This window comes from Enterococcus sp. 7F3_DIV0205, from assembly GCF_002141365.2.
Classification (GTDB): Bacteria; Bacillota; Bacilli; order Lactobacillales; family Enterococcaceae; genus Enterococcus_L; species Enterococcus_L palustris.
Genome location: NZ_CP147244.1, coordinates 2567957 through 2581074, shown reverse-complemented (window position 1 = coordinate 2581074; position 13118 = coordinate 2567957). Strand labels below are relative to the sequence as shown.

The window sequence follows — 13118 nt, the reverse complement described above, 5'->3', positions numbered from 1 at the left end:
TGCTGAAATAAAGTAAAAAATAAGGCTTTTATTAAGAAAATACACAAAGAAGATACACTAAAACAGTGTATCTTCTTTGTGTATTTCATCTAGTGTATCTTCTGTATTTTGTTCTTGATTCATTTGTGTATTTTTAATCAGCTGAATAATATAATAAATTTCTTCTATTGGTACTTCTATTTTAAAGGTTTGCTTTAAATAGAGAGTTGCTTTCATCACAGTTTCATAGCTTGGCTCAGAAGTAATTTGTTGCAATTCTGCTTCAGTGAGTGTCAATGTGTCGTGTTGCAGCACTCTTTCTAACATACCAGCTAAATGCATAACTAAGTTAACGTAGAATGTATAGTCCAGTTGTAAAGCAAGTTTAGTTCTGATGATGTCTGTAAACGCCCATAAAGGGTCAATAACTTTTCTAGGGTTGATAAAAGTAAAACTTTCTTCCATATAATCAATACAGATTTTTTTTGCAGCGGATTCATCCATTGCTTGCGTCTCTACATAGATATCACTAGCCATCAATAATTGATCGATTATAGACTCAGCTTCCCCTGAAAAGAACGTCTCCATTGGAATAAATGGTGCTGCAATTTTTGGATCGGTGATTCCTGTTACAGCAATCACACGATATTCATCTTGAATAGCAACTAGCTGCTCTTTCATATCGATAATAGACAATGGTAATACTTCTAACTCTAATCCTAACTGTGGTGGAACAGCTGCTTCGATCATTTCTTTCATCCGTTTAGCTGTCCCTTCACCAGAAGCACAGATTGCGATGATCACTCGTTTTTTCCAAGAGGCTAAGGGGTCGATTGCTCTCTCTTGCTGAATATCCGCATATCCTTGAAAATTTTTCAAAGAATCATATAGTGTATCCAATTGAGTATCGATCAAAGTCGTTTTTCTGGCAGTTTCTAAAACAATAGGGGTTGTGACCATATCGACCGTCCGCACATCAATTCCAGTCTGTCGAGTAATCTCATCTGAAAAAGTTGCTAAAGAACCCATATCCACTAAAAGAATCACACCACTATCTTCATTGACTTCTTTGACCACATTGACAATTTGGTGTAATGCCTCTTTTGGTTGCATTTCTAAAGGCATATCGACAGCTCTTAGATTATCGACATTTAGCAGTTGAGATACAACTTGTACCATACTGGTAGCTGTACTTTTTCCGTGTGCAGCAACCACAATCCCAATTCGTCCCGCATCTTTATTTTCTCTTAATGAAATTAGTAACACTGCTAAATAATAGGTTTCAAATTCTGGTATCTTCATTTGATAATTGATTTCGATGATACGCTTGATCTCTTGGGCTGTCTCGAATTCTACTGGATAATCCAACACCATATTTCTGATATTTTCGTTTAGCTGATGCTGACGCTCCTCACCGTTTTGGATTCGTTTTAAAAATGAACTGATATGCAAACTCATAGCATAAATAAAATTAGATTGAAAATTGTAATTTAGTTTTTGTTTCGCAAAATTATAGATTTCCTTGGTGACATCAATAATTCTCTGGTCAACGATTTCCGCTAACTTATTTTCAGTATCAAAGGTAAAACCATGGTCTTTATAGAAGGATTTTAGATGAACATTGATATCTGTCGTAATAAAATTATTGATCACTTCTTGTTCTAGTCCATCTGCTTTTAATAAGGCGGCTTTATCTCCAATAATTTCGTATAAATTATATGGCAGTTCATATGAATCAGACTGTATCGTTACTAATGGTTCATTTGGTGTAACGATCATTTGTGGTTCTAGATATTTAGATAGTTCAGCTAGCATATCGCGATTACTTGCCAGTTGCATCATGCCTTCTTTAATACTATCCGTCAATTCATCAATCGTGATTGTTAGTTCATCTTGGTCGATATGATTCAAAAACCCTCTGGCTGTCACTAACTGAACATTGGATTTCAATTGACCTACATTTCCGTAGGAGACGCTGCCGATCAAAGCTTTGACGACATCTTCAGATAAAGATATTTTTCGTTGAATTCGTGAAGCTTCCATCGAAATCATCACTCTAAGCAAATCGATTTTTTCTTTTGCTGGACGATCTATAAAATTCGGCAATTGGATAATAATCGGAATTCTACGGACAAAAGTATTCAATAAAGAGGAGGTTGGATTTTCAGTTGTTGCACAAATGATCCGTACATCTGCACGGCGATTTTTGACAGTTTCACCTAGCCTTGAATATGTCCCATGATCCATAAAATAAAAAACCATCTCTTGTCCTTCCGGCGGTAGGCGATGCACCTCATCAAGAAATAAAATACTGCCGTCAGCTTCGTGAATGATTCCTTCTTTAGCTTTTGTTGCACCAGTAAATGCGCCTTCAGCATATCCAAATAAATGGGACATCAACAACTCTGGGTTGTGGGCATAATCAGCGCAATTAAAAACAACTAGTTTTTTATCTGAATCGATCACATGATTTAATAAAGCAAATTGAAACATTGCATGAGCAAAGTACGTTTTCCCCGATCCAGTCGGTCCCGTGATCAAACAATTTAATCCTTTTGGCGGATATAGAATTGCCGCTTTGGCTTGCTCCACAGGTGTTCTCATACTCCCCGTGGAGCCGATCATTCCTTTAAAAATATCTTCTCCAGCAAATTTTTTCGTTGGCTTATGTACCTGTTCAGCACTTGCTGTTTGACCATTTATTAAACTATGTTCACGATAGCTCATAACAGGTTTAGACAAAGGCTGATATTTAAAAATAGCTTTATCGACATATTTGACTGGTCGACCTTCTGTTTTGTCTAATAATCCTTCTCGGACAAGCTGATTCAAATCTTTACTAGCATTCGTCCTTTGAATATTCAACGCTTTGGAGACATCCTCTGTTGTCAGTCCGCCTCCCAAAGAAACATCACTCGTCGTTAAATTTTCAGTCTGTTCTTTTACGTAAAGGTAGATTCGTTCGATGCGCTTCATCTTACTTCTCCTTTCAATTTAAAAGCCTTACGAGTTCAGCCGAGACTAACTCATAAAGCAAGATCACAATACCACTTGGATCTATAAACGATACACTAATTTTATGTGTATCATACAGTGTATCGTTTTAAATGTACACTAATAACCTTTTTATTAAAATGTTTCACATGAAACACCTTTTTTATAAAAAGTTATCTCATTTTAGTAAAATCCATACAGTATTTCTGAAAAAGTCTGAAATTCCTTGAATAATATGGGTTTCCTCGCTATAATGCAGAGAGGTTTAACTATTCTATATGAAGTGAGGAAAACAATTGATTACTGTAAATGATGTAAGTTTGCTCTTTTCAGATCGCAAACTTTTTGATGATGTAAATATTAAATTCACACCTGGTAACTGTTATGGCTTGATTGGTGCAAATGGTGCTGGTAAATCAACGTTTCTTAAAATTTTATCTGGTGAAATCCAACCAACAACTGGATCGATCACATTAGGACCAGATGAACGTATGGCAACATTGAAACAAAATCATTTTGATTTTGAAGATAATACTGTTCTGGAAACAGTTATCATGGGTCACAAACGCTTATACGAAGTAATGAAAGAAAAAGATGCAATCTACATGAAGGAAGATTTTACTGATGAAGATGGGATCAAAGCAGCCGAACTTGAGGGAGAATTTGCCGAGTTAGATGGTTGGGAAGCGGAACCAGAAGCAGCTGTTTTACTGCAAGGTTTAAACATTCCTGAAAGTCTGCATGATCAAAAAATGAGTGAGCTAACAGCTGGCCAAAAAGTCAAAGTGTTACTTGCACAATCTCTATTTGGTAAACCAGATGTTTTACTATTGGATGAGCCGACCAATGGTTTGGATACTCGTTCAATCAATTGGTTGGAAGAATTCTTGATCAACTTTGAAAACACGGTTATCGTGGTTTCCCATGACCGCCATTTCTTAAATAAGGTATGTACACACATGGCCGATCTTGATTTCGGTAAGATCAAATTATATGTTGGTAACTATGATTTCTGGTTGGAATCTAGCCAATTAGCCGCAAAATTACAATCGAATGCAAACGCGAAAAAAGAAGAGCAAATCAAAGAGTTACAAGACTTTATCGCTCGTTTCAGTGCCAATGCTTCAAAATCAAAACAAGCAACTTCTCGTAAAAAAATGCTTGATAAAATTACCTTAGATGACATCCAACCCTCTTCACGTCGTTATCCATTTGTTGGGTTTACTCCTGAAAGAGAAATCGGAAATGATCTACTTCACGTAGAAAATGTTTCTGTAACGATTGATGGTAAGAAAATTTTAGATAACATTTCTTTCTCTTTAAATAACGTTGATAAAGTAGCCTTCATTGCAGATAATGATATCGTTACAACCACTTTATTCAAGGTGATCATGGGGGAAATCACTCCTGATACTGGCAGCGTCCGTTGGGGTGTTACAACAACTCAAGCTTACCTACCAAAAGATAACAGCAAAGACTTCGATACTGATTTAACGATTTTAGATTGGTTACGTCAGTTTGCAAGTAAAGAAGAAGATGATAATACGTTCTTACGTGGATTCTTAGGAAGAATGTTGTTCTCTGGTGAAGACGTACTGAAATCAGTAAATGTGCTTTCAGGGGGCGAAAAAGTTCGTGTAATGTTGTCTAAATTGATGCTTTCTAAATCAAACGTACTTGTTTTAGATGATCCTACCAATCACTTGGATCTAGAATCGATCACTGCTTTGAATGATGGCTTGATGGCCTTCACTGGCGCCATTTTATTTGCTTCACATGACCACCAATTTATTCAAACATTAGCAAATCGGATCATTGCGGTTTCTGATAAAGGTGTTGTTGATCGCGCTGATACAACCTATGATGAATTTTTAGAAAACAAAGATGTTCAAAAACAATTGGATGAACTGTTTTCTGGTGAATATTAATTAAAAAAAGAAGAAACATCTGAATTAACGGATGTTTCTTCTTTTTTATTACGCTCTTTTATTCCCTCTAGAGAAAACTGCAATACAACCATTTCCTGTATGACTGGTAATCGTTGGGCCTAAAGGATGTAAACGAATCTCCCTAACCTGAATCTTTTCTTCAATCATGGCTTTGACTTTCTCAGCACTCTCTAAATCCCCAGCATAGGCAATAAATAATGTTTGTTTTAATGGCTCGACCATTCCTTTAACCGTCTCATCTGCCAGCTTTTTCAATGCTTTACTACGACCTCGAACTTTGCCGATATTTTGTAGTTTTCCTTGTTCGTCCACTATAATGATTGGTTTCACATTCATCAATCCGCCAATTGCAGCGGCAGCTTTAGAAATCCTACCACCTCGTTCTAAATGTTTCAAGTCATCCACCGTCACCCAAGACTGAACAGTCATCTTATTTTCAGATAACCATAATAAGATATCCTCTAAAGAATGTCCGTCTTCTTTTAATTGAACAGCTTCACTCACAAGCAATCCCTCGCCTAAACTAGCCGCTTTTGTATCGATCACATAAATTTCAGCGTCCTCATATTCTTCTTTTAGGATATCAACAGCCTGCATAGCACTTTGGTACGAACCGCTTAATCCTGAAGAAAAAGCCAAATATAGTATGGGAACTTTTTTTTCCACGTAAGGTCTAAAAAATTCAATATATCTCCCAACATTTACTTGAGAAGTCGTAGGCATGCCGCCAATTTTTATCTCTTCTAAAAACCAATCATAGTCAAATGTTTTCCCCAAGTCATCGACTAGTTCTTTGCCATTTAATTGAATTGTCATACTGATAAAATCAACATCTTTGGCTTCTAAATATGTATATGGTAGATCACAACATGAATCTGTCATTATTTTAAATGTCATTTTAAATCCTCCCTAACTATTTTTCTATTTTAACACATAATCGTTGGATACTCATGCTTTATTAAGCGAGTAAACAACCAAAATAAGCCGTTCCTTAGAAAAAAGTGATTAAAAAACGAGAGACAATTTTTACATTGTCTCTCGCTTATTTTATCGTTTAAATTTGTGCCCAAACACTTTCTAATACATTTGTTTGGTTACGGTCTGGACCTACTGAGAATGTTGAAATACGTACACCGACTAATTCAGAAATACGGTGAACATAGTTTCTTGCATTCGCTGGTAGATCAGCTAAGGTCTTACATCCAGTGATGTCTTCTGACCAACCTGGTAGCTCTTCGTAGACTGGTTTACAACGGCTCAACTCTTTCAAACTAGCTGGATAATGATAGATCAATTCGCCATCTAATTCATAGGCTGTACAGATTTTCACTGTATCTAAACCACTTAAAACATCGATTGAATTCAATGATAAATTCGTGATTCCAGAGACACGTTTAGAGTGACGCATCACAACCGTATCAAACCAACCCACACGACGTGGACGACCTGTTGTTGTACCATATTCTTTCCCAACTCTACGAATTGTTTCTCCTGTTTCATCAAACAATTCTGTAGGGAATGGTCCATCACCAACACGTGATGTATAAGCTTTACAAACACCAACGACTTTATTGATCTTAGAAGGACCAACTCCGCTTCCGATCGTAACGCCTCCAGCAACTGGATTTGATGATGTTACAAATGGATAGGTTCCTTGGTCGATATCTAACATAACACCTTGTGCGCCTTCAAATAACACACGTTTACCAGCATCTAATGCATCGTTTAAAATAACAGACGTGTCTGTTACGTATTGTTTGATTTGTTGACCATATTCATAATATTCTTCAAAAATATCTTCAAATGCAATTGGTTCGCTATCGAACATTTTGACGAATTGACGATTTTTTTCTTCTAAATTGATTTTTAGACGTTCTTCAAAGATTTCTTTATCTAATAAATCTGCTACACGAATCCCTACACGAGCTGCTTTATCCATGTATGCTGGACCGATTCCTTTGATTGTTGTACCGATTTTATTATCACCCTTAGCATCTTCTTGTAATTGATCCAATTGGATGTGATACGGTAAAATCACGTGAGCACGGTCAGAAATACGTAAGTTATCTGTCGTTACATTATTTTCTTTTAAATAAGCCAGTTCTTTTACTAAAGATTTCGGGTTAACTACAACGCCGTTTCCGATCACGCTGATTTTTTCTTTGTAAAAGATACCTGAAGGAATCAAGTGTAGTTTATAAGTAACACCATCAAATTTAATGGTATGACCTGCATTATCTCCGCCTTGATAACGTGCGATGACCTCAGCATTCTCACTTAAAAAATCCGTGATCTTTCCTTTTCCTTCATCGCCCCACTGCGTTCCGACTACTACAACTGATGACATTCGAACACCTCGTTCTAAATTATTTTGTCCTGATTCATTGTACCAAGAAAGCAGAACGCTTTCAAGGAAAAATCGAATATTGTTTTTTCCGAAAAGAAAAAAACGAGCAAAACACGAACATTATTCCGATAATTATTTTACATCAGATAAAAAAGCGAAAATTTTCTTATTGCCTTGTAAAGTAATTTCATTTTGTTATAATCATAAACAATATATTATGAATTTAATAGGAGGTACATTCGGGATATGAAGCATTCTTTTTGTTTAGAGATTGACGAATCTTTATCTTTAATTCAACCAACACTTGAGATGGCACAGGAACTTTTTGAAGTTGTCGACTCAGATCGAGATCATTTAAGAAGGTTCCTAGATTTTGTTGATTCAACAACCTCTTTTGAACCGCAAGAACAATATATCAAGATGAAATTAGAAGGCTATGTCAACGGGACAGACCGCTTATTTTTAATTGCTTATGATCAAAAGATCATCGGCTGTATTGATCTACATTTTATTGATAACAATAATAAAAAGGCAGAGCTTGGTTATTGGCTTCATTCATCTCAAACCAATAAAGGTATCATGACAAAAGTAGTTAAAATGGTTTGTGCAATTGGGTTTGAAGATATGGATTTAAATAAATTAAGTATACGAGCTGATACTGAAAATAAAGCAAGTAATGCGGTGGCGGTCAAAAGTGGTTTCTCCTTTGTTGGAACGGATAAGTCTGAAGTTCTTATGTATGATGAATTTAGAGACTTGAATAAATATTCTCTTTTAAAAGCAGATTTTAACTAAAATAATAGCCCAGGTAAGTGTTTTTCAGTAGATACTTACTTAGGCTATTATTTTTATCTATTCACGCTTCACTAAAACTCTTCTCTTGGTGATAGTGAAGCGAATTTATTGAATTCTTTAATAAACAACAGTTCTACAGTTCCACGGGCACCACTACGGTTTTTCTCGATGATCACTTCAATTACGTTGTCGATTTCGGGCTCTTCCCGATCGCCATCTTCTCCGTCTTCACCACGATCATAATAATCATCACGATATAAGAAGGCAACGATATCGGCATCTTGCTCGATCGATCCAGATTCACGGATATCACTTAATACAGGACGTTTATCCTGACGCTGTTCTACACCACGAGATAATTGAGAGAGTGCAATAACAGGAACTTTTAATTCCTTTGCTAATTTCTTCAATTGACGGGAAATTTCAGATACTTCTTGTTGACGACTTTCACGACCAGTTCCTTCAATCAGTTGCAAGTAATCAATTAAAATCAACCCAAGATTACCGCGTTCTTGCGCTAGTTTACGACATTTCGCTCGGATTTCGGTAATTTTGATACCTGGCGTGTCATCAATGTAGATTTGAGCTCTAGACAAGCTTCCCATTGCAATGATTAGGTTTTGCCACTCTTCTTCTGATAGTTGACCAGTCCGTAAGTGCCCCGCTTCGATCGAACCTTCCGCACAAAGCATCCGGTTAACTAATGATTCTGCCCCCATTTCCAAACTGAAAATAGCAACAGAGCGGTCTGTTTTGGTTCCGATATTTTGAGCGATATTCAGAGCAAATGCTGTTTTCCCCACGGCAGGACGGGCGGCTAGAATAATCAATTCTTCTGCTTGCAGTCCAGCGGTCATTTTATCTAAAGCTGGATAGCCAGTTGGTAATCCAGTGATTTCTTCATCATTTTGATACAGTTGGTCAATGTTTGCAATCGACGTATTCAATACATCTGCAATTGACAGGAATCCGCTTCGGTTTCTTTTTTCTGAAACTTCTAAAATGCTACGTTCAGCATCATCCAAGATAGTTTCTACATCTTCCCCTTGTTCAAAACCTTTAGTAACAATCTCTGTAGCGGTTTGAATCAAGTTACGAAGCAATGATTTTTGTTCAACGATTTTCGCATAATATACAATATTCGCAGCAGTTGGCACAGCCAACGCTAGATCAGACAGATAGCTTAAACCGCCTACGTCTTCCAGTAAGTTTTCTTGCTCCAAACGATCTTTGATCGTGATAACGTCAATCGCTTCATTTCGATCGTTCAAAGTCAGCATAGTCTGAAAAATCAATTGATGATTACGGCGATAAAAATCTTTTGGTTCTATGTATTCTAACGCATCGATAATAACCTCAGCATCTAAAAAAACCGACCCTAAAACGGCCTGTTCTGCTTCCATACTTTGGGGCGGTACTCGATCTTGCCATACTTCATTCATTTTTTTCTCTCCTATAGCTCAAATTACGCCGTTCAGTCTTTCTATTTTAACAAGAAATAAGCGAAATGTACAATGACATTATCGTATCATTTCTTGTTAATAATAAGCAAAAAACAGAGGAGATCCTCTGTTTTCACCCTTTATTCTTCTACAACATGAACTTTGATTGTCGCAGTTACTTCGTGATGTAATTTCACTGGAACTTTTGTAAAACCTAATGCACGGATTGGTTGAGATAGTTCTAGCTTACGTTTGTCTAATTTCACCTTATATTGCTTGTTTAAGGCCTCTGCGATTTGTTTTGAAGGAATAGATCCAAAGAGACGTCCATCCTCTCCAGCCTTCGCTTTAAGCTCTACAACTGTTTCTTCTTTTTCTAGAAATTCTTGCATTTTTTTAGCTTCTGCTAAAACTTCAGCTTCGTGTTTATCTTGTGCTTTCTTTTGTCCAGCTAAAGCACTGATACTTCCTTTATTTGCTTCTTGAGCGTAACCATTTTTGATGAGAAAGTTTTGAGCATAACCTGTTGGTACTTCTTTTACTTCCCCTTTTTTCCCTTTACCTTTAACGTCTTGTAAAAAAATAACTTTCATACTATTATTCCTCCTTAATTTTAAAGCATAGAAGTTTATGGAGCTGGATCATACATTACATCTATATTTTGTTGGATCACTTTCAGCAGTTGCTCTTTTACTTCAGCGACTGTTACATTTGTTAATTGTACCGCAGCATTCGTAAAATGACCACCTCCGCCTAAATTCTCCATAATCAGCTGGACGTTTATCGACCCGTTACTGCGGGCACTGATTCCAATTTGTTTATCAGTTCGTTTCGTTATCACAAAAGCTGCATTGATGCCGACCATTGACAATAAGGTATCTGCCGTTTTCGCTGCAGTTACGCTATCATATTCTTTCTCTTCGCTACCTGTTACGATAACTGTATCTGGTGTAACATACTCACTTTGGGCAATCAAACTGTTCATCTCCAAATAACTGGTTAAATCTGAGCTTAATAAATATTGTACTAAAGATGAATCTGCACCACAAGTTCTTAAATAGCTAGCCACATCGAAGGTGCGTGCCGTTGTTCGAACACTAAAACTCTTCGTATCGACTACGATTCCGGCTAGCAATAATGTCGCTTCAAGTTTGTCTAAACTTCTTTGAGCATTACTTTGATATTCGATCAATTCAGTCACCAACTCTGAAGCAGATGAAGCGGACGATTCAATATAAGCAAGTAATGGTTTTGCTGGAAACTCATCACCACGTCGATGATGATCGATAATCACCACTTTGTCAAACTGTTCATATAACTCTTGTGAAATTGAAAGAGATGGCTTATGGTAATCAACCATGATCAATAAACTGCTGTCCGTTTTTCGTTTCATTGCTTCTTTTGGCGTAATGATTTGCTTTGCAAGATCAGGATACTTTTCTAATTCAGACATCACTCGCTCAACATCTGGAATACTTTCATTTTGCTCCAAAACGACCCAAGCTTCCTTGTTATGGAATTTGGCTAATCTTGCCATACCAAATGCCGAACCAATCGCATCCATATCTGGAAAACGGTGTCCCATGATATAAACATCCGAAGACTCTGTTAAAATCCCTTGAATTGCAGTACTCATTGCACGAGAACGAACGCGTGTTCTCTTTGCAACTGAAGCTGTTCTACCCCCATAAAAAATAGGTTTAGCGTTATCTTTTGCTTCTTTGACTACTACTTGATCTCCACCTCTGACTAAGGCTGTATCTAAGTTTGTTTGGGCAGTATTCCCCGTTTGGCTTAGTGTTTCACCACCATAAGAAATCCCCATACTTAATGTTATTGGTATATCTCTTGTACTTGATTCTTTTCTGATCTTATCTAAAATTTGAAATTTAGTGTCCATCATTTTCTTTATATCTTCTAACTGTCCAATGAAAAAATACCGTTCAGCGTTTAGTCTTTTATAAAAAACTTGATACTCATCCATCCAATCAGAAACCATTGTGGTGATAAAACTATTCAAGTAAGAAATTTCTTTCTCATCCATACTATCTGTAATATCGTCATAGTTATCCACCGATACGATTCCAATTGCTGTCTGCATCTCTAATTTTTCTTGATACAAGTTACTCTCTTCTGTGATATCTCTAAAGGTAATCGTATTTTGACTTGTATCAATATTAAAACGATACACATGATCCCCAACTTTAAATATATCCTTACCTTTTTCAGCTCGTGATACATACGTCTGTATCAATTCTGAGCTAATAAGTGTCTGACCGTCTTTATAAAAAATATCTTCTGCAAACGGATTTAGCCACTTGGCTTCTTTCGTTTCTGGATCATAATTTATGATCCCTACGGATACTTCATTAAAAGCATAATCCAACGACTTTTCCGCAATGGTACTTGCTTCTCTGATTTTTTCTGTATTTGATATCTCAATTTTTTTAATTAGGTAAAAAATTCGATTGATCAGTATAAGATTGAGTATCAATAATCCAGCTATAATCATGTATTTATTAGATAGGAAGAAAAGTAATATTACTTCTAATAAAAAGAGAACGAATACAGAACCCAAAATCCGTTTCATTCTAATTTTTTTCATTTTTAGGACTCCCCCATTGTTCTACAGATAAGGTTATTTTAGCATAAAAAAGAGATTTCTGCGAATCTCCAAATGTTTCACGTGAAACATTTGGAGATCATATTCGAATCCTAAACTAAAAAAGATCAAAGAACTAAACGTCCTTTGATCTTTACGTAATACTATATTATTGCTCTTCACCAACAAATGGTAATAAGCCCATGATACGTGCACGTTTGATTGCAATTGTTAATTTGCGTTGGTTCTTAGCGCCAGTACCTGTTACACGACGTGGCAAAATTTTCCCACGTTCAGAAATGAATTTTTTTAATAATTCGATATCTTTATAATCAATATATTCAATATGGTTAGCAGCGATATAATCGACTTTACGACGTTTACGTCCGCCTCTTCTTTGTTGTGCCATTCTTATTCCCTCCTATCAAATTCGTTTAGAATGGTAAATCATCATCTGAAATGTCGATAGTTGAACCTGATCCACTAAATGGGTCAGAATCTCTATCAAAATCAGGCATACCGTTATTGTTAGACTGAGAGGATGATTGATTAAAATTGTTTTGTCCTGAAAAATTATTGTTCTGTGATTGTTGGAAACTTCCGCCGCCAGCATTATAAGTTGGTGTTGAATCTGATCCATCTGTTGTTTGTCTTTGCTCTGATGCAGAACGAGACTCTAACAACTGGAAATTTTCACATACAACTTCCGTCACGTATACACGTTGACCTTGTTGATTCTCATAATTTCTAGTTTGAATACGACCAGTTACGCCTAATAATGTACCTTTGCGCGCGTAGTTTGCCATTGTTTCAGCAGGTTTACGCCAAATCACACAGTTAATAAAATCTGCTTCACGATTTCCATTTGCATTCGTAAAGTTACGGTTTACTGCTAGAGTAAATGTCGCAACTGCAGAACCACTAGATGTATATCGTAAATCCGGATCTTTTGTTAGTCTTCCAACTAATACAACGTTGTTAATCATTTAAACATCTCCTTTCGTCAATCC

General features: G+C 36.5%; 10 protein-coding genes. 2 read left to right on the top strand and 8 right to left on the bottom strand.

Going from position 1 to position 13118, the window contains the following annotated elements:
* Positions 1–57 precede the first annotated feature (57 nt).
* Positions 58–2955: a sigma-54-dependent transcriptional regulator gene (locus A5821_RS12125; protein WP_086314819.1), complete on the bottom strand. Its 2898-nt coding sequence runs from the start codon at positions 2953–2955 to the stop codon at positions 58–60.
* 314 nt (positions 2956–3269) lie between these two features.
* Here A5821_RS12125 and A5821_RS12120 point away from each other — a divergent pair, with 314 nt between their 5' ends.
* A complete protein-coding gene (locus A5821_RS12120; protein WP_086314817.1) occupies positions 3270–4901 on the top strand; it encodes an ABC-F family ATP-binding cassette domain-containing protein in 1632 nt (543 codons plus the stop codon).
* A gap of 48 nt (positions 4902–4949) precedes the next feature.
* On the opposite strand, the gene A5821_RS12115 is transcribed toward A5821_RS12120, so the two are convergent.
* Both A5821_RS12115 and A5821_RS12110 read right to left on the bottom strand, forming a co-directional pair.
* Positions 4950–5819: a DegV family protein gene (locus A5821_RS12115; RefSeq protein ID WP_086314815.1), complete on the bottom strand. Its 870-nt coding sequence runs from the start codon at positions 5817–5819 to the stop codon at positions 4950–4952.
* 157 nt (positions 5820–5976) lie between these two features.
* On the bottom strand, positions 5977–7269 hold the full coding sequence (locus A5821_RS12110; RefSeq protein ID WP_010770295.1) for an adenylosuccinate synthase: 1293 nt from the start codon (positions 7267–7269) through the stop codon (positions 5977–5979).
* A 246-nt stretch (positions 7270–7515) separates the two neighbouring features.
* Between A5821_RS12110 and A5821_RS12105 the strand changes: the two genes are divergently transcribed.
* Positions 7516–8064 (top strand): GNAT family N-acetyltransferase, encoded by a 549-nt coding sequence (locus tag A5821_RS12105; RefSeq protein ID WP_086314813.1) that lies wholly within the window; start codon positions 7516–7518, stop codon positions 8062–8064.
* Positions 8065–8135: 71 nt separating this feature from the next.
* Here A5821_RS12105 and dnaB read toward each other — a convergent pair whose 3' ends face one another.
* The 5 genes from dnaB to ssb all read right to left on the bottom strand — a co-directional run bounded on the left by dnaB (position 8136) and on the right by ssb (position 13094).
* On the bottom strand, positions 8136–9506 hold the full coding sequence (gene dnaB, locus A5821_RS12100; protein ID WP_069653498.1) for a replicative DNA helicase: 1371 nt from the start codon (positions 9504–9506) through the stop codon (positions 8136–8138).
* Positions 9507–9646: 140 nt separating this feature from the next.
* A complete protein-coding gene (rplI, locus tag A5821_RS12095; RefSeq protein ID WP_086314811.1) occupies positions 9647–10099 on the bottom strand; it encodes a 50S ribosomal protein L9 in 453 nt (150 codons plus the stop codon).
* A gap of 35 nt (positions 10100–10134) precedes the next feature.
* A complete protein-coding gene (locus A5821_RS12090) occupies positions 10135–12111 on the bottom strand; it encodes a DHH family phosphoesterase (RefSeq protein WP_086314809.1) in 1977 nt (658 codons plus the stop codon).
* Between the two features lie 166 nt (positions 12112–12277).
* Positions 12278–12517 carry a 30S ribosomal protein S18 gene (gene rpsR / locus A5821_RS12085; RefSeq protein WP_010762117.1) on the bottom strand — a complete coding sequence of 80 codons (240 nt, stop codon included), beginning with the start codon at positions 12515–12517 and terminating at the stop codon, positions 12278–12280.
* A 25-nt stretch (positions 12518–12542) separates the two neighbouring features.
* Positions 12543–13094, bottom strand: a complete 552-nt coding sequence (gene ssb / locus A5821_RS12080; RefSeq protein WP_086314807.1) for a single-stranded DNA-binding protein — start codon at positions 13092–13094, stop codon at positions 12543–12545.
* Positions 13095–13118: the final 24 nt, after the last annotated feature.

Coding starts and splice junctions, on each gene's coding strand:
- rplI (WP_086314811.1), bottom strand. CDS start 10,099: ATGAAAGTTATTTTTTTACAAGACGTTAAAGGTAAAGGGAAAAAAGGG.
- A5821_RS12110 (WP_010770295.1), bottom strand. CDS start 7,269: ATGTCATCAGTTGTAGTAGTCGGAACGCAGTGGGGCGATGAAGGAAAA.
- ssb (WP_086314807.1), bottom strand. CDS start 13,094: ATGATTAACAACGTTGTATTAGTTGGAAGACTAACAAAAGATCCGGAT.
- dnaB (WP_069653498.1), bottom strand. CDS start 9,506: ATGAATGAAGTATGGCAAGATCGAGTACCGCCCCAAAGTATGGAAGCA.
- A5821_RS12115 (WP_086314815.1), bottom strand. CDS start 5,819: ATGACATTTAAAATAATGACAGATTCATGTTGTGATCTACCATATACA.
- rpsR (WP_010762117.1), bottom strand. CDS start 12,517: ATGGCACAACAAAGAAGAGGCGGACGTAAACGTCGTAAAGTCGATTAT.
- A5821_RS12090 (WP_086314809.1), bottom strand. CDS start 12,111: ATGAAAAAAATTAGAATGAAACGGATTTTGGGTTCTGTATTCGTTCTC.
- A5821_RS12125 (WP_086314819.1), bottom strand. CDS start 2,955: ATGAAGCGCATCGAACGAATCTACCTTTACGTAAAAGAACAGACTGAA.
- A5821_RS12105 (WP_086314813.1), top strand. CDS start 7,516: ATGAAGCATTCTTTTTGTTTAGAGATTGACGAATCTTTATCTTTAATT.